Annotated in this window: 20 protein-coding genes and 1 pseudogene; 13 read left to right on the top strand and 8 right to left on the bottom strand. The window is 68.5% G+C overall.

The genetic code is table 11. The features are described from left to right. Positions 1-3: 3 nt before the first annotated feature. The 3 genes from O9271_RS00475 to O9271_RS00485 are packed head-to-tail and all read right to left on the bottom strand — an operon-like array spanning position 4 to position 3620. Positions 4-2385, bottom strand: a complete 2382-nt coding sequence (locus O9271_RS00475; RefSeq protein ID WP_298265106.1) for a heavy metal translocating P-type ATPase — start codon at positions 2383-2385, stop codon at positions 4-6. Between the two features lie 43 nt (positions 2386-2428). Next, entirely contained in the window at positions 2429-2638 is a 210-nt protein-coding gene (locus tag O9271_RS00480) for a cation transporter (RefSeq protein WP_298265108.1), read from the bottom strand. A 58-nt stretch (positions 2639-2696) separates the two neighbouring features. Further along, positions 2697-3620, bottom strand: a complete 924-nt coding sequence (locus O9271_RS00485; protein ID WP_298265110.1) for a VOC family protein — start codon at positions 3618-3620, stop codon at positions 2697-2699. A 175-nt stretch (positions 3621-3795) separates the two neighbouring features. On the opposite strand from O9271_RS00485, the gene O9271_RS00490 reads away from it, so the two are divergent. The 4 genes from O9271_RS00490 (at position 3796) to O9271_RS00505 (ending at position 7958) form a co-directional block, all read left to right on the top strand. Beyond that, positions 3796-4287, top strand: coding sequence for a TonB-dependent receptor plug domain-containing protein (locus O9271_RS00490; RefSeq protein WP_298265113.1), 492 nt, complete (start codon positions 3796-3798; stop codon positions 4285-4287). 77 nt (positions 4288-4364) lie between these two features. Then, entirely contained in the window at positions 4365-4952 is a 588-nt protein-coding gene (locus O9271_RS00495) for a DUF305 domain-containing protein (protein ID WP_298265115.1), read from the top strand. A 49-nt stretch (positions 4953-5001) separates the two neighbouring features. Then, entirely contained in the window at positions 5002-6723 is a 1722-nt protein-coding gene (locus tag O9271_RS00500) for a hypothetical protein (RefSeq protein WP_298265117.1), read from the top strand. A gap of 200 nt (positions 6724-6923) precedes the next feature. Next, entirely contained in the window at positions 6924-7958 is a 1035-nt protein-coding gene (locus tag O9271_RS00505; protein WP_298265119.1) for a serine/threonine-protein kinase, read from the top strand. Positions 7959-7963: 5 nt separating this feature from the next. Here O9271_RS00505 and O9271_RS00510 read toward each other — a convergent pair whose 3' ends face one another. Continuing rightward, on the bottom strand, positions 7964-9142 hold the full coding sequence (locus O9271_RS00510) for a PQQ-dependent sugar dehydrogenase (protein ID WP_298265121.1): 1179 nt from the start codon (positions 9140-9142) through the stop codon (positions 7964-7966). Positions 9143-9399: 257 nt separating this feature from the next. Between O9271_RS00510 and O9271_RS00515 the strand changes: the two genes are divergently transcribed. From O9271_RS00515 to O9271_RS00525, 3 genes are read left to right on the top strand one after another with little or no spacing between them, the layout of a single operon-like run. Next, a complete protein-coding gene (locus O9271_RS00515) occupies positions 9400-9912 on the top strand; it encodes a (2Fe-2S)-binding protein (protein ID WP_298265123.1) in 513 nt (170 codons plus the stop codon). Between the two features lie 2 nt (positions 9913-9914). After that, complete coding sequence (locus O9271_RS00520; protein ID WP_298265125.1) at positions 9915-12185, top strand: molybdopterin cofactor-binding domain-containing protein; 2271 nt, start codon at positions 9915-9917, stop codon at positions 12183-12185. Then, a complete protein-coding gene (locus O9271_RS00525) occupies positions 12176-13804 on the top strand; it encodes an alpha-D-glucose phosphate-specific phosphoglucomutase (RefSeq protein ID WP_343213853.1) in 1629 nt (542 codons plus the stop codon). Before O9271_RS00520 ends, O9271_RS00525 begins: the two co-directional genes overlap by 10 nt. A gap of 255 nt (positions 13805-14059) precedes the next feature. Here O9271_RS00525 and O9271_RS00530 read toward each other — a convergent pair whose 3' ends face one another. After that, positions 14060-14929, bottom strand: coding sequence for a protein phosphatase 2C domain-containing protein (locus O9271_RS00530; protein WP_298265129.1), 870 nt, complete (start codon positions 14927-14929; stop codon positions 14060-14062). A gap of 201 nt (positions 14930-15130) precedes the next feature. Between O9271_RS00530 and O9271_RS00535 the strand changes: the two genes are divergently transcribed. Then, the gene (locus O9271_RS00535) at positions 15131-16093 is read left to right on the top strand and encodes a protochlorophyllide reductase (RefSeq protein ID WP_298265131.1); all 963 of its coding nucleotides are present in this window, start codon (positions 15131-15133) and stop codon (positions 16091-16093) included. 110 nt (positions 16094-16203) lie between these two features. On the opposite strand, the gene O9271_RS00540 is transcribed toward O9271_RS00535, so the two are convergent. From O9271_RS00540 to O9271_RS00550, 3 genes and pseudogenes are all read right to left on the bottom strand, one after another. Beyond that, positions 16204-16608, bottom strand: a complete 405-nt coding sequence (locus O9271_RS00540) for a DUF779 domain-containing protein (RefSeq protein ID WP_298265413.1) — start codon at positions 16606-16608, stop codon at positions 16204-16206. Between the two features lie 16 nt (positions 16609-16624). Beyond that, a pseudogene (locus O9271_RS00545) lies at positions 16625-16864 on the bottom strand (aldehyde dehydrogenase family protein); the annotation flags it as partial. 137 nt (positions 16865-17001) lie between these two features. Then, on the bottom strand, positions 17002-18213 hold the full coding sequence (locus tag O9271_RS00550; protein ID WP_298265135.1) for a PepSY-associated TM helix domain-containing protein: 1212 nt from the start codon (positions 18211-18213) through the stop codon (positions 17002-17004). A gap of 180 nt (positions 18214-18393) precedes the next feature. On the opposite strand from O9271_RS00550, the gene O9271_RS00555 reads away from it, so the two are divergent. The 5 genes from O9271_RS00555 (at position 18394) to O9271_RS00575 (ending at position 24616) form a co-directional block, all read left to right on the top strand. Beyond that, positions 18394-18594 (top strand): hypothetical protein, encoded by a 201-nt coding sequence (locus tag O9271_RS00555; RefSeq protein ID WP_298265137.1) that lies wholly within the window; start codon positions 18394-18396, stop codon positions 18592-18594. Positions 18595-18771: 177 nt separating this feature from the next. After that, a complete protein-coding gene (locus O9271_RS00560) occupies positions 18772-19833 on the top strand; it encodes a patatin-like phospholipase family protein (protein WP_298265139.1) in 1062 nt (353 codons plus the stop codon). 147 nt (positions 19834-19980) lie between these two features. Then, positions 19981-21393, top strand: coding sequence for a Glu/Leu/Phe/Val dehydrogenase (locus tag O9271_RS00565; protein WP_298265141.1), 1413 nt, complete (start codon positions 19981-19983; stop codon positions 21391-21393). Then, positions 21390-23594 carry a prolyl oligopeptidase family serine peptidase gene (locus tag O9271_RS00570; protein WP_298265143.1) on the top strand — a complete coding sequence of 735 codons (2205 nt, stop codon included), beginning with the start codon at positions 21390-21392 and terminating at the stop codon, positions 23592-23594. The genes O9271_RS00565 and O9271_RS00570 overlap by 4 nt, the downstream gene beginning before the upstream one ends. A gap of 98 nt (positions 23595-23692) precedes the next feature. Beyond that, the gene (locus O9271_RS00575; RefSeq protein WP_298265145.1) at positions 23693-24616 is read left to right on the top strand and encodes a hypothetical protein; all 924 of its coding nucleotides are present in this window, start codon (positions 23693-23695) and stop codon (positions 24614-24616) included. Positions 24617-24647 lie beyond the last annotated feature (31 nt).

Below are 24647 nucleotides of genomic sequence, written 5' to 3' on the forward strand. Positions count from 1 at the left end.
GGATCAGTCGAAGCGTGCGCGACGCAGCCGTAGCGAGTTTGCCACCACGCTCACGGAACTGAACGCCATGGCCGCGCTGGCCAGGATGGGACTCAATTGCAAACCGAAGGCGGGGTACAGCGCTCCCGCCGCGACGGGAATGCCAATGACGTTGTAGATGAACGCCCAGAAGAGATTCTGCTTCATCGTGCGCATGGTGCGCCGCGACAGCGCGATCGCGCGCACCACGCCGTGCAGATCCCCGCGCATCAGCACGATGTCTCCCGCATCCACGGCGACATCGGTGCCCGACCCTATGGCCATGCCCACATCGGCCTGCGCCAGCGCTGGCGCATCGTTGATGCCGTCACCTACCATGGCCACCACCTGACCGGTCTGCTGCAGGCGCTGGACCTCGGCCACCTTGCCCTCCGGAAGCACGCCGGCCACCACGGCGTCCACGCCCGCGGCACGAGCAATCGCTTGCGCGGTACGTTCGTTGTCGCCGGTCAGCATGACCACGCGCAGCCCCATGGCATGAAGTTGTGCGATGGCGTCGCGCGAGGAGTCACGAATGGGATCGGCCACGGCGATGATGCCGGCCAGCGTACCGTTGGCGGCCACGAACATGGGCGTCTTGCCGGCCGCCGCCAACTCGGCAGCCGCCTCGTCGAGTGGGTGTGTGCTGACCCCCCAGTCGGCGAGGAGCGCCGCATTCCCCACCACCAGCGCCGTGTCCTGCACCACGCCGTGGGCGCCGCGCCCGGTGACGGACTGAAAGGCATCGGGCGTCACGAGTACCAGACCGCGCGCCGCCGCCTCCCGTACGATGGCCTCAGCCAGCGGATGCTCGCTGAGCCGCTCGAGGCTGGCGACGCGTTGCAGCAGTGTGGCCTCGTCGAGCACGACCGCGGCGGGGAGCCGCACATCGGTCACCGCCGGGCGCCCCTCGGTGATGGTACCGGTCTTGTCCAGCACCACCGTACCAATGTCACCCGCCCGCTGCAGGATGTCGCCGCCCTTGATGAGGATCCCCATCTCGGCGCCCTTGCCACTGGCCACCATGACCGCGGTGGGTACCGCCAGCCCCATGGCACACGGACAGGCAATGATGAGCACGGCCACGGCGGCGGCAAAGGCGCGCACCAGCGGTGCCTCGTTCGCGGCGACATACCAGACCGCAAAGGTGAGCACGGCCAGCGCCATGACCACCGGCACGAACACGGCGCTGATGCGGTCGGCCAGGTGCTGGATGGGCGCGCGACTTCCCTGGGCATCGCGCATGAGCCGCACGATCTGCGCGAGCACGCTGGCGGCACCCAGAGACGTGGCACGATAGCGGAAGGCGCCCGTGCGATTGATGGTGCCACCAATGACGCGATCGCCCGCCTGCTTCTCCACCGGCAGCGATTCGCCGGTGAGCATGCTCTCGTCCACGGCACTCGCGCCCTCGACGAGCTCCCCATCGGTCGGCACGCGCTCGCCCGGACGCACGACGATGATCTCATCGGGCTCCACCGTATCGACGGGCGCGTCCACCTCCTCGCCGAAACGCACGACGCGCGCTGTGGTGGGCTGCAGCGCCACCAGTGCGCGCAGCGCCACCGACGTGCGCATCTTGGCACGCGCCTCGAAGGCGTTGCCGGTGAGAATGAGGGCGATGATGATGATGACCGCCTCGTAGTACACGTCGGGCATCACCCCGCGGGCGGTGAAGAACGCCGGCACGAGCGTGGCCAGCAGCGAGTAGCCGAAGGCCGCGAGGGTGCCAGCACTCACCAGCGTGTTCATGTCGGCAGTGCCGTGACGCAGCGCCGCCCAGGCGCGCGTGTAGAAGTGCCGACCGGCCCACACCATGACCAGCAGCGTCGCCGCCAGCAGGCCACTGGTGAGCAAGCGCGGCGGCAGCTCGTACAGCAGCGGCAGTGCGCCGCGCAGCAGCGGGTCGAGCGCCGTCATGCTCCAGCGCATGAACGGGTCAGCGACCACGCCATGCGCATGCGCACCATCCGCGCCCACGGGGAGCATGCTCATGAGCGGCATGCTCACGACCATGGCCACCACGCCAACGATGCCGCTTACCCAGGCTTTCGTGCGTAGGTCGTGGTACTCGGCCACTTGCGCGCGATCGCGCGCCTCCTGCTCCTGAAATGCCGTCTCCCCGGTGTCCGCCAGCGTCGCGCCGTAGCCCGTCTCGTGGATGACCGTGAGCAGCGCCTGTGGCGACGTGGCCTGCGGATCGAAGGTGACGGTCGCGCTTTTCATCATGAGATTCACCGCGGCCTCACTCACCCCCGGTGCGCGCTGCAGCATGCGCTGCACGCGGGAGGAACAGGCGGCGCAGGTCATCCCCGTGACTGGGATGCGCAGCGTGGCGAGCGGGTGGTCGACTGACGGCGCACTCATGACGTGAACTCCGGGGCAGGCCGGCGACGCGGCTGGCGTGCCGTCAGCGCGTGGCGAGCACCTGGTACCCCGCGTCGTCGATTGCCTGCGCGATGGCCGGCGCGCTCGTCTGCTGTTCGTCGAATACGACCGTGGCGGACCCCACGGCCACCTGCTCCACCGTGACGCCGGCCGTCTGCTGCAGGGCCCGGTCGACCGCCTTGACGCAATGGCCGCAGGACATGCCCGCGATCTCGAATATGGCCTTCTGCATGGGCTGCTCCTGATAGGGTGCGGGGGTATGTTAGCAGATACCCCCTCCCGGTATCAAGTCAGCCGTTCCCGGTGGCGGTGATCCGGACCGCCGTGCCCCAGGGATCGACGGCGAGTGCCCCGCTCACCTCGAACCCGGCAGCCCCTGCGGACTCGAGCGCCCGTGCGGGCTCGTCGACCACGAGACGCCATTCCAGCAGGCGCGCGTCGTCGGCGTGTGGGGCGGGAGCACCCTGCGCCCAGCTGTTGACCCCGAGGTGATGGTGATAGCCACCGGCGCCCAGGAAGAGGGCCCCCGGGTAGCGCCATACCATGCGGTCGAAGCCCACGGCCTCGCTGTAGAAGGCGGAGGCACGGGCAAGGTTGCCGACGTTCAGGTGCACGTGGCCCACGACCGTGCCGCTGGGCATGCCCTGCCACGGAGCGTCGGCCGCTGCCTCTGCCACACCAGCTGCGTCGAACGGGTCGGTGGCCATCATGAGTTCGGCGCCAACGCGCTGCCACTCGGAGCGGGGGCGGTCGCGGTACACCTCGATCCCCAACCCGTCGGGATCGTGCAGATACAGCGCTTCGCTCACCAGGTGGTCGCTGGCGCCGGCACGGACGCCGCGCTGCACGAGATGCTGCACGAAGCGCCCCAGCGCCGGGCGATCGGGGAGCAGGATGGCCACGTGATACAGCCCGAGGCGCGAACCGGAACGGACCGGACGCGTGCCAGGGCGATACTCGAGCTCGACCAGCGGCTCGATAGCCCCGCGGACGCCGAGGCTGCGCGCGTCCCCCTGCGCGTCGAGCAGTTCCATGCCGAGCACCTCCTGATACCAGGCAAGCGACCGGTCGAGGTGACTCACCTGCAGCCGCACCGCGCCCAGTCGGGTACTGGCCGGGAGGCGGTAGCCCGGCGGGGGCGCCCCATAGGAGCCCGGCAATGCGGCCTGTGCCACGGGCGCACGGCCGAAGATGTCGTGAGTGGAAACGCTCATGTCTGCATTTTATATGTTTTGACGATCATTTGCAAGCTAAGCACTTTCCATTCCAGCGGTCGGAGCGTGCATTAGGTGTTCATGAATCCCGGCCGGCGGCGGACACCCGGCACCCACGGCAGGTGTTGGTCGGCAGTACTCTTGCGGTGAAGCCCACGATCACACCGGGGGAACCATGCGCCATACCAGCTCGAGCCGCCGTCGCTTCACCATTCTGCCCGTCGCCCTGCTGGCCGTTGCCGTCTTGTCGGCCTGTGCGCGCTCCCGCCCGGTGGCGGCCGCGGCCCCCGCGGGGGGCCGCAAGGATTCCGTGCGCACCGCCGCCACCATGGAGTCGGCCAACACGCTCGACGAGTCGCAGTTCGGACAACAGCCGGTCAACCGCGTGGAAGAGCTGTTCGTGGGGCGCTTTCCCGGAGTGCAGGTGTACAACGTGAATGGTCAGGTGCAGGTGCGCATTCGGAGCGCTTCCTCGATCAACGCCAACACCGAACCGCTCATTCTCGTGGACGGGCAGCAGCTCACGCCGGGATCGGGCGGGTTGATTGGCCTGAATCCGCGGGACATCCGAAAAATCGAAGTGCTGAAGGACGCGGTTTCCACCGCCGAATTCGGCGTGCGCGGCAGCAACGGCGTCATCAAGATCACCACCAAGCGCCCCGACTGATCGCCGCGCCACGAGGGTCGCGAATATCTTTCGGGACACTTGGAGGAGCTGCCGTGTTTCGTACCATCTTTCGTACCGTGTCTCGCACTGCGTTTCGTCGTGTTCGTCCCCTGCTCGCTGTCACGCTGGTCGCGTTGCCGGCACCGGTTGCCGCCCAGCAGAGCGTGACCGCCGCGCCGCCGCCCGCGCGCCACACGGCGGCCGATGTGGCGTTCATGCAGGGGATGATCGGCCACCATGCCCAGGCGCTGGTGATGTGCACCCTGGTCACGGAACGCTCGTCGCATCCCCAGGTGGCCATGCTCGCCGAACGCATCGCCGTGTCACAGCAGGACGAGATCGGCATCATGCGCCGGTGGCTGGAAGAGCGCGGGCTGTCGGCGCCGGACGGTCATGGGGAGCATCTCCAGCATGCGCATGCCATGCCCGGCATGCTGTCGCCGGCCCAGATGGACACGCTGTCGCGCGCGCGCGGCGCATCGTTCGACCGGCTGTTCCTGCAGTACATGATCCAGCATCACGAGGGCGCCCTGGTCATGGTGGCGCAGCTGCTCGCCGCGGCCAACGCGGCGCGCGACCCGATGCTCTTCCAGTTCGCCTCCGATGTGGACACCGACCAGCGCGCCGAGATCCGCCGCATGCGCGCGCTGCTCACCACGCTGTAATCCCTCCTTCCTCCTTCCCGCCACAATGACGTTCCCTTCGTTTCCGTCCGTGCGCGCCTTGGCTGGGGCGCTCGGTGCCGCTGCCCTGCTCTGCACGGCGACTGCCGTCGGTGCCCAGGATCCCCGCGTGGGGCTCAAGACCGGCTTTCGCGACGCCGGCGAAGCCATTCGCCACCTCACCCACGTGTCGCACACCCCCAAGCCGGACGGGTGGTTCGACCCGAAGAACATTGGCAGCTTCGACTACGCGAACTCCGATCTCGCCTTCCAGAAAAACCTCGTCTTCCAGGGCGGTTGGCACGGCTGGCAGGCCTGGGACATCAGCAACCCCAAGGCCCCGCGACTTCGCAAGGCGTTCGTCTGCCAGGGCGGCCAGGGGGACCTCTCCGTGCATGGGACGCTGCTGTTCATGTCGGTCGAGGACTTCGTGGGACGCGTGGACTGCGGCACGCAGGGCATCCGGGATACGGTAAGCAGCGAGCGCTTCCGCGGTGTGCGCATCTTCGACATCAGCGACCTCGACAACCCAAAGCAGGTGGCGGCGGTGCAGACGTGCCGTGGCTCGCACACGCACACGCTGGTCACCGACAGGAACGACAAGGCCAACGTGTACGTGTATGTGCAGGGCACGAGCCCGGTGCGTTCGCCCAACGAATTGGCGGGGTGCGTGCGCTCCGCGCAGGACACGGCGTCGGCGCTGTTCCGTATCGAAGTGATCAAGGTGCCACTCGCGGCACCGCAGGACGCGCGCGTGGTGAACGCCCCGCGCATCTTCGCCGACGACAAGGGCAACATCGCCGGCCTGTGGAAGGGCGGCAGCCACGGCGAGGGGACGCAGAACACCGGCACCACCGACCAGTGCCACGACATCACCGCCTATCCTGAACTCGGTCTGGCCGCGGGCGCGTGCTCGGGGAACGGCATCCTGCTCGACATCAGCGATCCGGCCAAGCCGAAGCGCATCGACGAGGTAATCGATCCGAACTTCGCGTACTGGCACTCGGCCACGTTCAACAACGCCGGTACGACGGTGCTCTTCACCGACGAGTGGGGCGGCGGCACCGCCCCGCGCTGCCGCGCGACCGATCGTCCAACGTGGGGCGCCAATGCGCTCTTCTCCCTTGGCGGCGACCGCACGCTGCAGCACGCCGGATACTTCAAGATCCCCGCCGCACAGGGCGCCAACGAGAATTGCGTGGCCCACAACGGCTCGCTCATTCCCGTGCCCGGTCGCGACATCATGGCGCAGGCGTGGTATCAGGGCGGCCTGTCGGTGTTCGACTTCAGCAATCCCGCCAAGCCGGTGGAGATTGCCTTCTTCGATCGCGGGCCCATTGCCGATCAGCTGACGCTGGCCGGCTTCTGGAGCACGTACTGGTACAACGGCTACATCGTGGGGTCGGAAATCGGTCGTGGCCTCGACCTCTTCGAATTGCAGCCCAGTGAGTTCCTCACGAAGAACGAGATCGAAGCGGCCAAGCTGGTGCGCACCGACGAGCTCAACCCACAGTTGCAGACGCGTATCACGTGGCCGGCGGCCTTTCCCGTCGCCCGCGCCTATGTCGACCAGCTGCAGCGTTCCAACGGGTTGCCAGCGGCCCGCCTCGCAGCGGTCTCCCGTGCGCTCGACGCCGCCGAAAAGGCCACGCCGGCAGCGCGGCGCCAGGCGCTCGCGCTGCTCGGATCGCAGCTCGCCGGGGACGCGGCGCAGTCGCGTGACGCCGCGAAAGTCCGCCTGTTGCAGGACGTCGTGCGGCAGCTCGCCAAGTAAATCGCTCCCCATTCCGTGGTACACGACGCGCCGCCACCGGTTGCCGGTGGCGGCGCGTCGCCTTGTTGCATGGCTCGTCATATTGAACGGAACACGTGCGGCACGATCAGTATCACATCGCCGCGTGGGGGTTTGCGGAAAGTGGCGGCGCCCCTCACGCGGAATGCTGCAGCGACGACGGCTCTAAGTAGATTACCGGAGTGAGTACCCACTCCGCGGCCTCCGACCGTTCCTTCCGTGAGCGACTGCAGCGTTCGCTCGGCGACGCGTATGTCATCATGCGTGAGCTGGGCGGTGGAGGGTCGGCGCGCGTCTTCCTGGCCACGGAGATCGCCCTCGAGCGCACGGTCGTGCTGAAGGTGCTGCCGGCCGAGTTGACCGCTGGGGTCGACGGCACGCGATTCCATCGTGAGATCCTCATTGCGGCACGGCTGCAGCATCCCCACCTCGTGCCGCTGTTGAACGCGGGGGAACCCGCGGCCGACGAGCCGCATGATGCGGGCAGTGCGCTGCGCTGGTATGCCATGCCGTTCGTGGAAGGGCAAACGTTGCGGGAGCACCTGCAGCTGCGCGGCACGCTGCCGCTGCATGAAGCCTTGCGCCTGTTGCGCGAGCTGGCCTCCGCGCTGGCCTACGCGTACGCGAAGGGGGTGGTACACCGTGACATCAAGCCGGAGAACATTCTGCTGAGCGACGGGGTGGCGATGATCTCCGACTTCGGCGTGGCAAAGGCCCTGGAAGATGCCAGCGCCGAGGCCGTCTCGAGCGGACGTCGCCTGACCACGGTGGGGATGATCCTTGGCACACCGGCCTACATGGCGCCCGAGCAGGTCAACAATGCGCACGTGGTGGATCACAAGGCCGATCTCTACGCCCTGGCCTGCGTGGCCTACGAAATTCTCACGGGGGCTCCGCCCTTCGTGCGGCCCTCGCTGCGCGCGACGATGGCGGCGCAGGTCACCACCGCGCCGACGCCGCTGACGCAGCTGCGCACCGATGTGCCGGCACCGCTCGCCGACATGCTCATGCGTTGCCTGGAGAAGGATCCGCGGCAACGGCCGCACTCGGCAACCGCGGTGGTGAAGGTACTCGATGGACTGTCAGCACCGCCGGTGCCGCCGCCGCCAGCAGCCACTGTGGAGAACACACCGCCGACTCGCACGCCGCTGCCCGTGTGGCTCGTGGCAATGGTGGTGGTGCTGCTGGTAGCCGCGGGGTGGTGGGCGCGGGGGTAGCCGCGTTACCCCACCACCGGCCTCACGCGCAGGACGCGGCCGTTGCCGCTGTCGGTGACGAGGTACACGAAGCCGTCGGGGCCCACGGTCACATCACGAATGCGTTCGCCCAATTCACCAAGGTAGCGCATCTCGCGCGTGACGCGACCATTGGTGAGTTCGAGGCGCACCAGCGCCCCCGGTGACAGCGAGCCGACGAGCACACTGCCGCGCCATCCGGGAATGGTGGTGGCGGTGTAGAAGGCCATGCCGGAGGGAGCGATGACGGGATCCCAGTAGTAGACCGGCTGCTCCATCCCGGCCTTGGCCGTGCCTTCACCAATCCGGGCACCCGAGTAGTCCACGCCATAGGTGATGACCGGCCAGCCGTAGTTCCTGCCGCGCTCGGCGCGATTCAGTTCGTCGCCGCCGCGCGCGCCATGCTCCACGGTCCACAAGGCTCCCGTTTCGGGATGCAGCGCGGCCGACTGCACATTGCGATGGCCGTAGGACCAGACCGTGGACTGCGCGTTGGCCTGCCCCACGAACGGGTTGTCGGCTGGCACACTACCGTCGGCGTTGACGCGCACGACCTTGCCCTGCCCCATGGCGAGATCCTGCGCGCGATCGCGCCAGTTCATGCGATCGCCGAGCGTAATGTAGAGCCGCCCCTCGCGATCGAATACCAGCCGGGCGCCGTAGTGGCCGCCACCGTTCAGCTTGGGCTCCTGCCGGTAGATGACCTGCACATCCACCAGGGCCGTGCCGGTGAAGCGGGCGCGTGCCACGGCGGTTCCGGCGCCACCGCTTCCCGGTTCGGCATAGGAGAGGTAGATGCGCTGGTTCTGCGTGAACTGCGGGTCGATGGCCACGTCGAGCAGCCCCCCCTGCCCTTGGGCGAAGACGGCGGGAACCCCGGTTACCGGCGCCGACAGCTGCCCGGTGGTGGAAAGCACGCGCAGCCGCCCCGGGCGCTCGGTAACCAGCGCGCGACCGTCGGGGAGGAATTCGATGGCCCATGGGTTCACAAGGCCACCCGCCACCGTTTCGGCGGTCACTACCCCCCGCGTACTGGCTGGCGTAGGGGACCGGTCGGCAAGCTGCTGCGCCGACGGCGGACTCGCCGGATTCTCTCCGGTGGGCGTGGCCGGCGGGGCCTGCGTGCAGGCGGCAAGGAGCACGACAAGTGCTGACAGGCGGCGCATGATGACCTCGGCATGTCGGGAGGGATCCTGATCCGCTATCGGAACTCCGAGCAACGGCGGATCCCTGACCTCGGATAGTGATCCGCCGTCACATTCTCGGACAGCCAGTTGCTGTCCGATGTCCGATAGTTACGGGACCTCGGCGCTACGTGAAAGGGCCGAAATCGGACGTCTCGCGGTTGCGGGATCTCTGGACTCCCCCGTCCCGTGGGGCGACATTTCCCAGGTTAGTCCTCCTTCCTCCGACCTCCGGTCCCATGGCGATCACGCTCAAGGTCAACGGCGCCACCCGCACGGTGGACGCCCCCGCGGATATGCCCCTGCTCTGGGTGCTGCGCGACGAACTCGATCTGAAGGGCACCAAATTCGGGTGCGGCGCCAATCGCTGTGGCGCGTGCACGGTGCACATCAACGGCGTGGCGCAGCGCACCTGCACGATGCCCGTCTCGCGGGCCGCGGGCGCCGAGATCACCACTATCGAGGGACTCGACGCCAAGGGCGCCCATGCGGTGCAGCAGGCGTGGGAGGAGCTCGACGTGCCGCAGTGCGGTTACTGCCAGGCGGGCCAGATGATGGCCGCCGCGTCGCTGCTGGCGAAGACCGCCAAGCCCACCGATGCCGACATCGACACGGCGCTGAACACGAATCTCTGCCGCTGCGCGACATACCTGCGCATTCGTGCCGCCGTGCACCGCGCGGCCGAGATCAAGGCTGGTGGTGCCGCCGTAGGCTCGAGCAGCGGGTCGGGCAAGCACGAGGAGGAGAACTGACCATGGCTGCTCCCATCACGCCCGCGACCGGCGCCACGCGCCGCGACTTCCTCAAGGTCACCGCACTGGCCGGCGGCGGCATCCTGCTCGCCAGCTACGCCGAGCCGCTCGAGGCTATCTCGCGCCTCGGAACGGCCGCCCCGACAGCCGACCCGGCGCTGAGTGCGTTCATCCGCATCACCGCCGACAACATCGTTACCATCACGGCCAAGAACCCCGAGATCGGCCAGGGCATCAAGACCATGCTGCCCATGCTGATCGCCGAGGAGCTGGATGTGGATTGGGCGAACGTGCGCATCGAGCAGGCCGACTTCGATCCCACGAAGTACCCGGCGCAGGTGGCGGGCGGCTCCACGGCCACGCCCACGAATTGGATTCCGCAGCGCCGCGTGGGGGCGGCCGGTCGCCAGATGATTCTGGCGGCGGCGGCGAAGGAGTGGAACGTGCCGGTGACCGAACTCACCACCGCCAAGGGCGTGGTGAGCCACGCATCGAGCGGCAAGACGGCCACCTATGGTGCGCTCGCTGCCACGGCGGCCACCATGACGCCGCCCGTGCTGGATGCGGTGCCGCTCAAGGATCCGAAGGACTTCACGATCATCGGCACCCGCAAGAAGACGGTCGGCATCAAGGACATCACCACGGGCAAGCCGATCTTCGGCATCGACGTGACGGTGCCCAACATGCACTACGCCACCTTCGTGAAGGCGCCGGTGTACGCCGCCAAGGTGAAGAGCGCCAACCTCGACGTCATCAAGCAGCAGCCCGGGGTCACGCACGCGTTCGTCGTGGAAGGCACCGACAACCTCGCCGGCCTCAAGGCCGGTGTGGCCATCGTGGGCAAGAACTGGTGGATGGTGCAGCAGGCGCGCAAGAAGCTGGTGGTGACGTGGGCCGATCATCCCACATCGCAGCAGTCGAGCGCGGCCTTCGCCGCCAAGGCCAAGGAGTTCTTCGCTGCGCCCGCGCATCGCACCATTCGCAGCGACGGCGACTTCGACGCCGCCATCAAGGGCGCGAAGAAGGTGATCGAGGCGGAGTACAGCTATCCGTTCATCAATCACGCCACGCTCGAGCCGCAGAACTGCACGGCGCGCATGAACGCCGACGGCACGTGCGAAATGTGGACCACCTCGCAGACGCCGCAGGGCGGACGCGCACTGGTGGCCCAGACGCTGGGGCTTAAGGAAGACCAGGTGGTGATGCACATGATGCGCGCCGGTGGTGGCTTCGGGCGCCGTCTGTACAACGAGCCGCTCGCCGAAACGGCGTTCATCGCGCGTGAAGCCAAGGTGCCGGTGAAGCTCATCTGGACGCGCGAAGATGACATGCAGCACGACCAGTTCCGTCCGGGCGGCTTCCACAAGTTCACCGCCGGCGTGGACGCCAACGGCAAGCTGATCGCGTTCCGCAACCACTTTGCCACCTTCGGACAGGGCGAACGCTTCGCATCGAGCGCCGACATCGGCCCCGGCGAGTATCCGGCGCGTTTCGTGCCCAACCTCAAGCTCGACGTGTCGGTCATGCCGCTCGGCGTGCCCACGGGCGCCTTGCGGGCGCCGCGCTCCAACGCGTTGAGCTTCGCCTTCCAGGGGTTCGTCGACGAATGTGCGGAGGCGGCGGGGAAGGATCCCCTCCAGTTCCGCATCGACATGCTCAAGAGCGAGATCCCGGCTGCGCAGCCGCTCACGCCGCAGCAGCAGGCGGGACAGATGGACGCGCAGCGCGTCATCGGCATCCTCGAAATGGTGCGCGACGTGTCGGGGTGGAGCAAGCGAGGCAGCCTTCCCAAGGGCACGGGCATGGGCGTGGCGTTCTACTACAGCCACCGTGGCTACTTCGCCGAAGTGGTGCAGGCCACGGTGAGCAAGGCGGGCGACGTGAAGGTGGACAAGGTGTGGGCCGTGGGTGACGTGGGGAGCGAGATCATCAACCCCAACCACGCCGAGCAGCAGGTGCAGGGCGCCGTGCTGGACGCGATGGGGCAGGCGTACGGCCAGGAGATCACCTTCACCGCGGGCAAGGCCGATCAGCAGAACTTCTCGCCGGCCACCACGGCCAGCGGCTCGGCCACCAACTTCCCGCTCCTGCGCATCAAGCAGGCGCCGCCGGTGGTGGAAGTGCACTGGAAGAAGACCACCTTCTCTCCCACCGGCATTGGCGAGCCGGCCATGCCACCGCTCATCCCGGCGCTCATGGGCGCGATTCATCAGGCCACGGGCAAGCGGGTCCGACAGTTGCCACTCAGCAAGGTGGATCTCAAGTGGGTGTGACGATCGTCTCCACGTCCCCGTTCGCCGACCAGCGACCGGGGACGTCGGGTTTACGGAAGCGCACGCCGGTCTTTCAGCAACCGCATTACCTCGAAAACTTCGTGCAGGCGTTGTTCGACGAGGCCGCCATTCCCTCGGGCTCGTCGTTGGTGATCGGTGGTGACGGTCGTTTCCTCAATCGCGAGGCGATCGGGACGATCATCCGCATGGCAGCGGGCAACGGCGTGACCCACGTGATCGTGGGGCGGGGCGGGTTGCTCTCCACGCCCGCGGCGTCTCACCTCATCAGGCAGGGGTCTGCCGGCGGCATCATCCTTTCCGCCAGCCACAACCCCGGCGGGCCGGACGGCGACTTCGGCATCAAGTACAACGCCGGCAACGGCGGCCCGGCGCCGGAGTCGTTCACCAATGCCGTGGCCACGCGCGCGGCATCGCTCACGAGCTACCGCATCGCCGAGCTGCCGGCGTTCGACCTCGAGGCAATCGGCCGGCAGCAGGTTGGCACGCTCACGCTCGACATCGTCGATCCTGTGCGCGCGTACGCCGATCTCATGGCCACACTGTTCGACTTCGACGCCATTCGTGCGCTGTTCGCGAGCGGCTTCCGCCTGCGCATGGACAGCATGCACGCCGTCACGGGCCCCTACGCGGTGGAGATGCTCGAGCGGCGTCTCGGGGCACCGGCCGGCACGGTGATCAATGCGGTCCCGCTCCCCGATTTCGGCGGCGGGCACCCCGACCCGAATCTCACGTACGCGCACGAGCTCGTGGAGGAGATGTTCGGCGAACACGCGCTCGACTTCGGCGCGGCGAGCGATGGCGACGGGGACCGCAACATGATCCTTGGCCAGCGCTTTTTCGTGACGCCGAGCGACAGCCTGGCGGTGCTGGCGGCGAATGCGACGCTGGTGCCCGGGTACCGCAGCGGACTTGCCGGTGTGGCACGCAGCATGCCCACCAGTGCTGCGGTCGATGCGGTGGCGGAGAAGCTGGGCATCCCGTGCTTCGAAACCCCCACCGGCTGGAAGTTCTTTGGCAACCTGCTCGACGCGGGGCGCATCACGCTCTGCGGCGAAGAAAGCTTCGGCACCGGCAGCAATCATGTGCGCGAGAAGGACGGGCTGTGGGCCGTGCTCTTCTGGCTCAATATCGTGGCCGTGCGGGGGATGAGCGTGGAAGCGATCGTGCGCGAGCACTGGGCCACGTACGGCCGGAACTACTACACGCGCTACGACTACGAGGCGGTGCCCACCGATGCGGCGAACGGCGTGATGGCGCACCTGCGTGCGGCGCTCGCCGCCTTGCCGGGCACGTCGCTGGGCGGACGGACGGTGCACGCGGCCGACGACTTCGCCTACACCGACCCGGTGGACGGGAGCACGAGCGCGAAGCAGGGCATCCGGGTGCTGTTCACGGACGGCGCGCGCATCGTGTATCGGCTCTCCGGTACGGGCACGGAGGGCGCGACGATCCGCGTGTACATCGAGAGTCGCGAGACGGCGGCCGACCGGCTGGGGATGGAGACGGCGGTCGCGCTTCGTGCACTGGTCGATGTGGCGCTGGGCTTGGCAGAGATCGTGGCGAGGACGGGGCGGACCGAGCCGACGGTCATCACCTGACCGGTGGTGTGGGCGACCACAAGCAGACGGCAGACGGCAGGAACGACAGCACGCAGTTGGGCAGGGATTCGGAAGACCAACGCGGGAGCCGGCGCTGCGCGCGGCTCCCGATATCCCTACCGCAAAGGAAATCGGACGCCCCGCGAAGCGGTGGCGCCCGTTTTGTTGTACCACATTCCTGCCGTACTGCCTGCTGTGGTGCCTGCCGTCTGCCGTCTGCTGTTTGTCGCACGCACGGCCCTTGCCACACTCCCCCTACGGCAATGCCCGTCCGCACACGATCGTGATGTTGTCGCTGCCGCCGCGCGCGAGCGCGAGGTCCAGCAACGTGCGGCACAGCTGCTCGCTGCTGGTCATGCGCTCGCAGGCGGCGGCGATTTCGTCGTCACTCACATGCTTGGTGAGCCCGTCGCTGCACACGAGGGTGATGCAGCCGCGCTTGCGCACATCCACGCGCGAAATCTCCGGCACCGCATCGTCGGCACCAATGGCGCTCGACAGGACGTGATTGAGCGGGGAGTTGTGCGCGCGCTCGGGGGTGAGCGCGCCGCGATCGATCATCTCCTGCGCGAGGGTCTGATCGCGCGTGACCTGCCGCAGCTGCCCGTCCTCGAAGTGATAGCAGCGGCTGTCACCCACCTGAATGACGTAGAGCCAGGGCCAGACGATGATGCCCACCGAGAGCGTCGTCGCCATCTTGCGTCCGTCGAGCTGCACGGCGCTCTGCTCCTTCACGCGCCGGTGCGCCTCGATGGCCGCTTCACGAAGTGCGGCGGTGAATTCGTGTTCCGACGCTGAACCCGCCGTGTGCCAGCACTTCATGGCGGAGGCGAAGTACTCGGTCACCGAAATGGTGGCGAGCCGGCTGGCTTCACTCCCGTCGGCGCTACCGCCCACGCCGTCGGCCACGAGCATGATGGTAGCTACCCGTTCGCCGCGCAGTGTGATGGCTGAGGTGTCGGCCAAACTGGTGCCGTGCACGACGACCTGCGGGTGCACGGTACAGAGCAGGAACTGATCCTGATTGCTGGTGCGCACCCGACCGGGATGGGTGATCCCGAACAGGTCGAGTTCATCGTCACGCGGACGCGGAGGGAGCGGTCGCACTTCGGGGGCTGTCGCCATTCCCCAGAATGCGACCGGGTGGGGCGCGCCGGCAAGCGGCGGACCCATCCTTCATGCAACATCCCGCGCCGGGTCATCTGGCGGCTCCGGCCGGAGATGGAGATATTGCGCCCGCATAGCCGAGTGTGTTGCTCCCCTATGCAACGCCGGCGCGACCGGCGATGGCCCGCCCGCTTGCGTCCATCCGACCTCTCCGCTCCCGTGACCCCGAGTCCAACCTGCATCATCACCGGCGCCTCGTCCGGTGTGGGACTGTACGGCGCTGCCGCCCTTGCCACCCGCGGGTGGCACGTGGTGATGGCCTGCCGAGACCTGGCCAAGGCGGCGACCGCCGCTGACGCGCTGGGCATTGCGCCCGACCGTCGCACGCTGCTGCACGTCGATCTCGGCTCTCAGGCCAGCGTGCGGGCCTTCGTGGAGGCCTTCCGCACCCTGGGCCGCCCGCTCGACGCGCTCGTGTGCAACGCCGCGGTATACCTGCCACGGCTCACCGAGCCGGCACGCAGCCCCGAAGGCTACGAAATCAGCGTCGCCACCAATCACTTCGGGCACTTCCTGCTCGCCAACCTGCTGCTCCCCGACCTCGAGCGGAGCACGCACGCGTCGCGTCGGCTCATCATTCTGGGGACTGTCACGGCCAACTCCGAGGAGTTCGGCGGCAAGATCCCCATTCCGGCGCCGGCCGACATCGGCAACCTCGAAGGGCTCGAAGCGGGCTTCACGGCCCCCATCGCCATGCTCAATGGCCAGGCGTTCAAGCCCGGCAAGGCCTACAAGGACTCGAAGCTGTGCAACATGATCACGGGGCGTGAACTGCATCGTCGCTATCACGACAAGACCGGCATCGTGTTCAACACACTGTACCCGGGGTGTGTGGCCGACACCCCGCTCTTCCGTCACACCCCGCGCGCCTTCCAGGTGATCTTCCCGTGGTTCCAGAAGAACATCACCAAGGGCTACGTGACGCAGGCGCTGGCCGGTGATCGGTTGGCGCAGGTGGTGGCCGACGCCAAGTTCGGCGAGCGCAGCGGCGTGCACTGGAGCTGGGGCAATCGCCAGCAGGAAGGGCGCGAGGCCTTCGCGCAGCCGCTCACGGCGCGCGCGCAGAATCAGCAGCTGGGCGAGCGGCTGTGGGCGCTGAGCGCACAGTGTGTGGGGTTGTAGGCGGTTGCACTGACGACTCGCAACTCGAACTACCAACGACAAACGCCCCCGAAGATCACGTGATCTCCGGGGGAGTTCTTGGTTCCTGGTAGGAGTTGTCAGTCGTTAGTTCAAACCACCGACTGCTCCCCCCTCGGCGCCTCCCCCGGCGCCTGCAGCCGCTCCCACTCCGCATCGCGGTACCACCGCGACCACGTGAGAAAGCGCCCCCCCTCCGGCGCGTCCACGGAGAATCCCGACCCTCGCCCCCGCACGCCGTCAATGATGAGAAGCGTGTGCTTCCAGTATTCGTACTGTTCGCCGCCGATGTAGAAGGGCGTGTCCGCAATGGTCCCCAGGTAGACATCCCGGAAACCGATGCGCAATTCACCGCGCGGGTCGCACATGGGCGCGCTGCCATCGCAGCACCCGCCGCTCTGATGGAACACCAGCGGGCCGTGGAGTGCCTGCAGCTTGTGCAGCAGGGCGGCGGCGGCCGGTGTGACAGTCGCACGAGCCACGGGCGTTGCCAGCATATCGGTCACGTTCGACTCAATAGAACCCAAGCGCGTTCGGGCTGTAGCTCACCAGCAAGTTCGTCGTCTGCTGGTAGTGGCTGAGCATCATCGTGTGATTCTCCCGGCCGATGCCGCTCTGCTTGTAGCCACCGAAGGCGGCGTGGGCCGGGTACAGGTGGTAGCAGTTGGTCCACACCCGCCCCGCCTTGATGGCGCGCTCGGCACGGTTCGCGGTGTTCATGTCGCGCGACCACGCGCCGGCACCCAGTCCGTAGGAGGATGGCGCGGTGCGGGGCATCGAGCGCGTGATGGGACAGCCGTTGCGCGACGGGTGTCGCGCTGTATGCCCTCTGCACGCTCAGCGCCGCCGCGAGGGCGGTTGCTGCAACGCCAGCGACGACGCGACGCGCGTTACGCCGCGACGACCGCCGACGCCTCGGCGCGCGCACCGCGACGGCGCCAGGCCAGGAGGCGACGCAGAGAGAGCAGGAGGCCGGTGACCACCAGCACCGAGGCCCCCAGCGACACGATTCCGGCGAGCGTCTGCCCCCAGAAACCGAGGACCTCGCCGGTATGCGTGAAGCGCATGATGTTGCGCACCTGACGGCCCGTGGTGAGCGAGTCGAACGGCTGCCACGTGGTGGGCTCGCCACGGCGCGACAGGGTGAGCGTGGCCCGCTTGGTGGGTTCCCCACCCATGCCGCGATCGATCGTGTAGACGAGTGGCGCGTCGGCGGCCTTGGGCCAGGCCAGCGACATGGCGCGCCAGTCGGGCATGCGTTCGGCGGCCACCGCGTACACGTCGCCTACCAGCGGTGTCGGCGCGGGGGCAGGTCGTGTGCCGGTGGCGGTTCCGGTGGCGGTTCCGGTGGCGGTTAAGGTGGCGGTTCCCGCGGCGGCGCCCGCGGCCCCCTCCGGCGAGCGCGGCGGCGGTGCCTCGCCCACCGCCTGGTACACGAGGTCACTGGCCCACGGGAAGGAGATCACCGTGGCACTGGCCACCACGAGGGCGAGCGGGACGGCACTCCAGATGCCGATGACGTTGTGCCAGTTGAAGTCACGCGCCTTGCCCGTGAGCCCCCGCCGGAAGAGCAGCACGCTGCGCACGGCGCTCCAGGTGAGCTTGCGCGGCCACCAGAGGATCATGCCGGTGAGCACGAGCACGAGGAACGCCATGTTGGACCACCCCGTGATGGCCTTGCCGGTGGCGCGGTCGTCGTCCTTCATGGCGAGGTAGCGATGCCACTCGGTGGCCACACTGAACACCTTGCGCATGGCCACGCTGCCGGTGCCCACGACCTCGCCGGTGTAGGCGCTCAGGTACTGCCGCCCCTCACGGCCGAACTGCACTTCGACCGGCATCTCGGCGCCGTTGCGCCAGACAACCGTGGTGGGCGCCTTGCCGCCGCGCGCGGCGACGAGGGCCAGCAGCGAGTCGGGGGCAAGGCGCACCGCGCCCGGTGTGGGCGGCCCGGCCTCGACGCCGCGCAGGTCCGCCCAGAGGGTCATCTGCTTCTGGTAGGTCAGCAATACCCCGGTGACCGACATGATGAGCACGACCGCCCCGGCGACGACGCCGGAAACGAGGTGGGTCCAGAAGAGGAGGGGGCGGAGCGCGCGCATGATCATAGATGAGAATAGTTCTCAGAGACTGTTATCGGAGGATAAGGGGAATTGCCGACCGCGTCAATCGGGATTGACGGGGAGACGCGGGGAACGAGGGGGCGCGGGGAGGCCCCGGGGACAACGCGCGGAGGAACGCGCGGAGGAACGCGCGATCGGGGACGCGTTGGCGACGACGCGTTGGCGGGAACGCGTTGGCACGGACGCATTGGCAATGACGCGGACACCAACGCCGACACCAACGCCGACACCAACGCGGACACCAACGCCGACACCAACGCCGACACCAACGCCGACACCAACGCCGACACCAACGCCGACACCAACGCCGACACCAACGCCGGCGCAGCCGCCCCCCGACCCCGACCCCAACCCACGTAGTTGCCGTGCGTCGGTGCCCGCGTCGGTGCCCGCGTCGGTGCCCGCGTCGGTGCCCGCGTTGGCGCCCGCGTGGCCCCGCGTCGTTGCCACCGCGTCCGTGCCAACGCGTTTCCGCCAAAGCGTGGTCGCCAATGCGTCGTCGATCGCGCGTGGTCCCCCGCGTAGTTTCCCTAGCCAATGTCGCGACTCCTGACTCTCCGCGCCGGTCCGCAGGCGCTCGCCCTGCTCCGTGACCGGGGGCTGCGCGCCGAGGACGTCGATATTCTCCCCGGCGCCTCCGGGGGCGCCAAGTGGCTCGCCCTCGCGGGACTCGACCGCTACCTGTTCGGCACCTTCCTGCAGGCGCCGCGATCGCGGCCGCTGCACGCCATTGGCAGCTCCATCGGCAGCTGGCGCATGGCCTGTCTGGCCCAGCAGGACCCGCTCGCCGCACTCGCGCGGGGACACGAGGCCTACACGCGCCATCAGGTGTACCCGGCCAATCCGACCCCCCGTCAGGTAACCGAGGTGCTGACCCGCTGCCTCGACCACCTGCTGGGCCCCCACGGTGCCCAGGAGATCGTGCGCCACCCCACGGTGCGCGTGCACATCATCACCGCCGAAGCGCGTGGCCCGGCGGCGAGCGAGAAACGACTGGTGCTGGCCACCGCCATGGCATTCGCCGCGGCGGCCAACCTCGTCTCACGACGCTCGCTCGCATTGCAGCTGCGACGCACCGTTTTTCATGCCTGCGGCAGCGAGTCCCCCTTTCTCCGATTGCGCGACCTGCCCACAGTGCACCGTCCCCTTACGGCCGACAACGTGCGCGCGGCGCTGCTGGCCAGCGGCTCCATCCCGCTGCTGCTCGACGGCGTGCGCATTCCCGATACCCCCGGCGTGCATTGGGATGGCGGTGTGACCGATTATCACCTCGATCTCGACTACGGCGACGGCGACGGGCTCGTGCTCTTTCCGCACTTCGTGGAGCGGGTCATCCCCGGCTGGTTCGACAAGTCCCTGCCCTGGCGTCGCGCCGGCGCACGCAACTTCGCGCGCACCCTGCTGATCGCGCCCAGTGCCGCCTTCGTGGCCGCGCTGCCGGGCGGCAAGATTCCTGATCGCCGCGACTTCTACACGCTTGCCGACGCCGAGCGGTTCGCCCGCTGGGACCGCGTGAACGCCATGAGCAGCGCGCTCGGTGACGCACTGCACGAACTGATCGCGACCGGTCGCCTCGTCGATCACGTGCGGCCGTGGTAGCCCGGGCCGCGCCTTCGACAGCGACGTCCTCCCCGTTGCACGGGTCCCCCGCCTAGCTTTGTTGGTACAGCAGCACGGTTTGCACAGGCTCGTGTTTGCCGACGCAGGCAAACGGGCGAGCCGCCTCCCACCTCCCGCCCCAGCCCCGTGTCCACGAGCTTCCTCGCCCAGGTGAACGCCGCGTTCGATCGCGCCGCCGCTCACACGAAACACGACCGCACACTCCTCGAGCAGATTCGCGCCTGCAACGCGGTTTACATGGTGAGTTTCCCCATCCGCCGCGACAACGGCTCCATCGAGGTCATTCACGGATGGCGCGCCGAGCATTCGCAGCACAAGTCACCCACCAAGGGTGGCATCCGCTATGCGCCCAATGTGAGCGACGACGAAGTGCAGGCGCTGGCTGCCCTCATGACGTACAAGTGCGCCATTGTCGACGTGCCCTTCGGCGGTGCCAAGGGTGGCGTGAAGATCGATCGCCGGCAGTACTCCGAAGCCGAGCTCGAGCGCATCACTCGCCGCTACACCTTCGAGCTGGTGCGCAAGCGCTTCATCGGCCCCGGTATCGATGTGCCTGCCCCCGACTACGGTACCTCCTCCAAGGAAATGGCGTGGATCGCCGACACCTACGCCTCACTCGCCAACGGCGAACTCGACGCGATCGCCTGCGTGACCGCCAAGCCGCTCGCGCAGGGCGGCATTCGCGGCCGCACGGAAGCCACGGGCCGCGGCGTCTTCTACGGCCTGCGTGAAGCGTGCGACGATGGCGAGGCCATGAAGCAGCTGGGGCTCACGCGCGGCCTCGAAGGCAAGCGGGTCATCGTGCAGGGGCTCGGCAACGTGGGCTACTGGGCCGCGCGCTTCCTGCAGGAGGCGGGGGCGCTCGTGGTGGCGATTGCCGAGTACAACGGCGCCGTGACCAACGAAAAGGGGCTCGACATCGTGGCGCTCGATGCCTGGCGCAAGGCGCACGGTACGCTGCTCGGCTTCCCCGGCGCCACCGACATCCCCGATGCGATGTCGGCGCTCGAACTGCCCTGCGATATCCTCGTTCCCGCCGCGCTCGAACATCAGCTCACCGCCGACAACGCGCCGCGCATCCAGGCCAAGATCATCGCCGAAGCCGCCAACGGGCCCACGACTCCCGAAGCTGAGGCCATCTTCGCCGCGCGCGGCATCCTCGTGCTCCCTGACGTGTGGCTCAACGCCGGCGGCGTGATCGTATCGTACTTCGAGTGGCTCAAGAATCTCTCGCATGTGCGCTTCGGTCGCATGCAGAAGCGCCATGAAGAAGAGACGCTGCGCAAGCTGCTGCGCGCCATCGAAAGCAAGACAGGGCAGACGTTTACCGACGCCGAAGCACTCTCGCTCACCGAGGGCGCCGACGAGGAGGATCTCGTGGCCTCGGGGCTCGCCGAGTCGATGATCGTGGCGTATCGCCAGCTGGCCGAGGTGCACCGCGGGATCGGCGATCCCACGGTGACGTTGCGGACCGCGGCCATGGTGAGTGCCATCAACAAGGTGGCGCAGTCGTACGTGGACATGGGCATCTTCCCGTGAGGCGGGTGCTGGTGATGGCGGGCGCGCTGCTGCTCGGGGCGCGCGCCGCCTCCGCGCAGCCGCTCACCATGTCGCAGATCGTGCAGAGCGGCGCCATCACCGGCAGTACGCCGGGGGCGGTGGTGTGGGCTCCGGACAGCCGCACCGTGGCCTTCGTGTGGGACAGCACCGGCGGCAACGGCACGCGCGACGTGTGGCTGGTGAGCGCCGACGGCCGCACACGCCGGGCGCTGTCGCTCGCCGCCGAAGGGGCACCGGCCGCTCGCGGTGCCACCGCTCGCGGTGCCGCCGTACGCGAAATCGCCTGGCGTGCCGACAGTCGTGCCCTGTACCTGCTGCGCGGCGAGCTGCTGCTGCGCGCGACGCTGGCCAGTGGTACGGCGACGCGGGTCATGCTCGACACCATGGCCGTCGTCGCCGCCGACGCGCGCGAGCTGGCGCTGTCGCCGGCGGGCGATCGGGCCGCCTACGTGCGCAACGGTGACGTGTGGACCGTGTCGCTCACCAACCCCGCGTCCATACCGGCGCAGCTGACTCGGGTGAGTGTGCCCTCCATGGCCACCGTGCCGCTCGGCACCTACGCGCGGCTCGACCGCGAGATCGGCGCCGGCACGTGGGGCACCGCGGCGCCGTCGTTCGCATGGGCGCCCGATGGTCGCACCCTCGCCGTGCACGTGGTGGACCGGCGCGCCGTACGTACCGTGCCGTTTCCGTACTACCTCGGCGCCGAAACGCAGCTCAACATGCTGCGCCGGTCGTATCCGGGTGATCCGAACGAATCGCGGCAGGTGGCGCTCGTGGATGTGACCAGCGGCACCCTCACGCCGCTCCCGTTCGACGAGTCCACCGCCGTGCAGATCCTCAACTTCGCATGGTCACCGCAGGGCGTGCTCATGGTGGACCGCGAAGCCGACGACGCCACGCGTCGCTGGGTGCACGTGGTGCGCCCGGGCGCTGCACCGCAGCTGGTGTACAGCGACCGCCGCGAATCGCGCATCTACACGGAGCACGGATCGGCATGGGCGCATGACGGCCGGTCGCTGCTGCTCACCACCGATCGCGACGATCGCTATCGCGTGTATGCCGTCTCGCTCACCGACACGACACCGGTGCCCCTCACGCCCGCCACGAGTGACGTGCAGGGCGCCGCGCTGGCGCTACCCAATGGCGCGGTCGCCTGGCTGTCGTCGGCTCCGTCGGTGAGCGAACGCCATCTGTGGCGCATGGATCGCGGCCAGGCACCGGTGCAGGTCACGCGTCGCGTCGGTACGCACCGGGTGTTCATCGCCCCCGACGGCCGCGCGGTGGCGAGCATCGTGAGCGACGATGTGACGCCGCCGCATCTGGTGCTGGTGAGCGGCCCGCGTGGCACCGAGCAGGTGATCACGACGGCTGGCGGCGCGGCGCTGGCGGCGGCCCGGGTGGCGGCACCGCAGTACGTGCGCTTTGCCGGTGCCGGCGATGTGCCGGGTGCCGACTCGCTGCACGCCAAGCTGTGGCTTCCAGAGGCGGCCACGCGTGGCGAACGCGTGCCCGTGATCTTCGGGCCGGTGTACTCCAATACCGTGCGCAACCGGTGGGGCGGCACGTACACCCTGCTGCAGCAGCTGCTCGTACAGCGCGGCTATGCCGTGATCCAGGTGGATGTGCGCGGCAGCACGGGGTACGGCCGCGCCTTCCGCGAGGCGTTCCTCTTCGAGTGGGGCGGCAAGGATCTCGACGATCTCGCGGCCACCAAGCGGTGGCTCGGCGCGCAACCGTGGGCCGACACCGCACGCACCGGCATCTTCGGATCGTCGTACGGCGGTCTCATTACCGTGTATGCGCTGTTCACACGCCCCGGGCTCTTCAAGGCCGGGGTCGCGGGCGCTTCGGCCACCGACCCGCGGTTCTACGGGAGCGACGACGTGGCGATCACGCGTCGGCCGCAGTCGCACCCCGAGGCGTTCACGCGGGGCGCGCTGCAGTACGCCGGCGGGTTGCAGGATCACCTCATGCTCATTCACGGGCTCATGGACGACGTGGTGCCGTTCAAGACCACGGCCGATCTGGCCGAGGAGCTCATGCGGCAGGGGAAGGATTTCGATCTCGTGATTGCCCCATCGGCGACGCATGGATGGACGGCGCGACCGCAGCACGCGCGCTACCTGCTGGGCAAACTGGTGCAGCACTTCGATCGGTATCTGGGCGGGTCGCGCTGACGCCGCCGATCGTGCTGACGCCTGTCGTTCGCCGAAACCGCCCAGGCGGGTACGCTTGCCGGAGCGTCGTCCTGCTTGCCCGCCGGCTGCTGTGGTCGGTGACGCTGCTCGGGAGCCTGACGGCGACGCGGGCCGCACACGCCCAAGGTCCCGGTCACCGCCTCGACGTCTTCGTGGTGGCGCACGCGGACGACTGGCAACTCTTCATGGGCGATGTGCTCGTGGATGCGCTGCGTCACGGCCGTCCCGTGGTGGCGATCATCACCAGCGCCGGGGATGCGGCGCGAGGCAGCGAGTTTTGGCACACGCGGGAAGCCGGCGCGCTGGCCTCGATGCAGGCGGCCCAGGGACTGGCGGGCGGTCCGCTCATCGCGCCGCTGTGCACCTCGTGGCGGCTGCCCGCGGTGCCGCTCCGATCGCCACGGCGCGGCAGCGAGCCGGGGGGTCGCACCGTGCGCGTGTGCCGCGGAGACGGCACCTCAACGGCGTTTCTCCGTCTCCCCGATGGCCGGCCCGATGGTTCGGGCTTCGCCGTGCATGGGTATCGCTCGCTGCAGAAGCTGGCGCAGACCAGCCTCGGCCCGCTGGCAGCGCTCGACGGCACGGCGGCGTACACGAGTGTCACCGACCTCGCCGAAACAGTCGCCGCGCTCGTGCGCGGCCACGAGCGGCCCGGGATGGCGGTGCACGTGCATTCCCACGACCCCGAGGTACTGACCAATCCGCTCGATCATGCCGATCATCGGGTGACGGGGCGTATCGCCCTCGAAGCCGCACGAGACCTCCACGCGTCGGCCACACTGTACGCGGGCTACTCCAACGTGCGGCGCGCCGACAACCTGATGCCCGAGGCGGCCGCGTGGAAGATGTACTGTTTCGTGCAGTACGACCGGGCCATGATGACCCGCCACGGCAACTGGAGCGCCTACGCCGAGAACGCGTGGGGGCACGCACAGTACCTGTTCCGCACCTACGCGCGGCCGGCAGGCAGCACCGGGCTGTTGCGGCACAGCTGGCCCTGACCCTGGCGACGCGGGCCGCCACAACGCCCCG

The organism is Gemmatimonas sp., assembly GCF_027531815.1.
Lineage (GTDB): Bacteria > Gemmatimonadota > Gemmatimonadetes > Gemmatimonadales > Gemmatimonadaceae > Gemmatimonas.

Excerpts from the sequence above, each read along its gene's own strand:
- O9271_RS00475 (WP_298265106.1), bottom strand. The coding sequence starts at position 2,385 with ATGAGTGCGCCGTCAGTCGACCACCCGCTCGCCACGCTGCGCATCCCA.
- O9271_RS00480 (WP_298265108.1), bottom strand. The coding sequence starts at position 2,638 with ATGCAGAAGGCCATATTCGAGATCGCGGGCATGTCCTGCGGCCATTGC.
- O9271_RS00485 (WP_298265110.1), bottom strand. The coding sequence starts at position 3,620 with ATGAGCGTTTCCACTCACGACATCTTCGGCCGTGCGCCCGTGGCACAG.
- O9271_RS00490 (WP_298265113.1), top strand. The coding sequence starts at position 3,796 with ATGCGCCATACCAGCTCGAGCCGCCGTCGCTTCACCATTCTGCCCGTC.
- O9271_RS00510 (WP_298265121.1), bottom strand. The coding sequence starts at position 9,142 with ATGCGCCGCCTGTCAGCACTTGTCGTGCTCCTTGCCGCCTGCACGCAG.
- O9271_RS00515 (WP_298265123.1), top strand. The coding sequence starts at position 9,400 with ATGGCGATCACGCTCAAGGTCAACGGCGCCACCCGCACGGTGGACGCC.
- O9271_RS00520 (WP_298265125.1), top strand. The coding sequence starts at position 9,915 with ATGGCTGCTCCCATCACGCCCGCGACCGGCGCCACGCGCCGCGACTTC.
- O9271_RS00530 (WP_298265129.1), bottom strand. The coding sequence starts at position 14,929 with ATGGCGACAGCCCCCGAAGTGCGACCGCTCCCTCCGCGTCCGCGTGAC.
- O9271_RS00540 (WP_298265413.1), bottom strand. The coding sequence starts at position 16,608 with ATGCTGGCAACGCCCGTGGCTCGTGCGACTGTCACACCGGCCGCCGCC.
- O9271_RS00550 (WP_298265135.1), bottom strand. The coding sequence starts at position 18,213 with ATGCGCGCGCTCCGCCCCCTCCTCTTCTGGACCCACCTCGTTTCCGGC.
- O9271_RS00560 (WP_298265139.1), top strand. The coding sequence starts at position 18,772 with ATGTCGCGACTCCTGACTCTCCGCGCCGGTCCGCAGGCGCTCGCCCTG.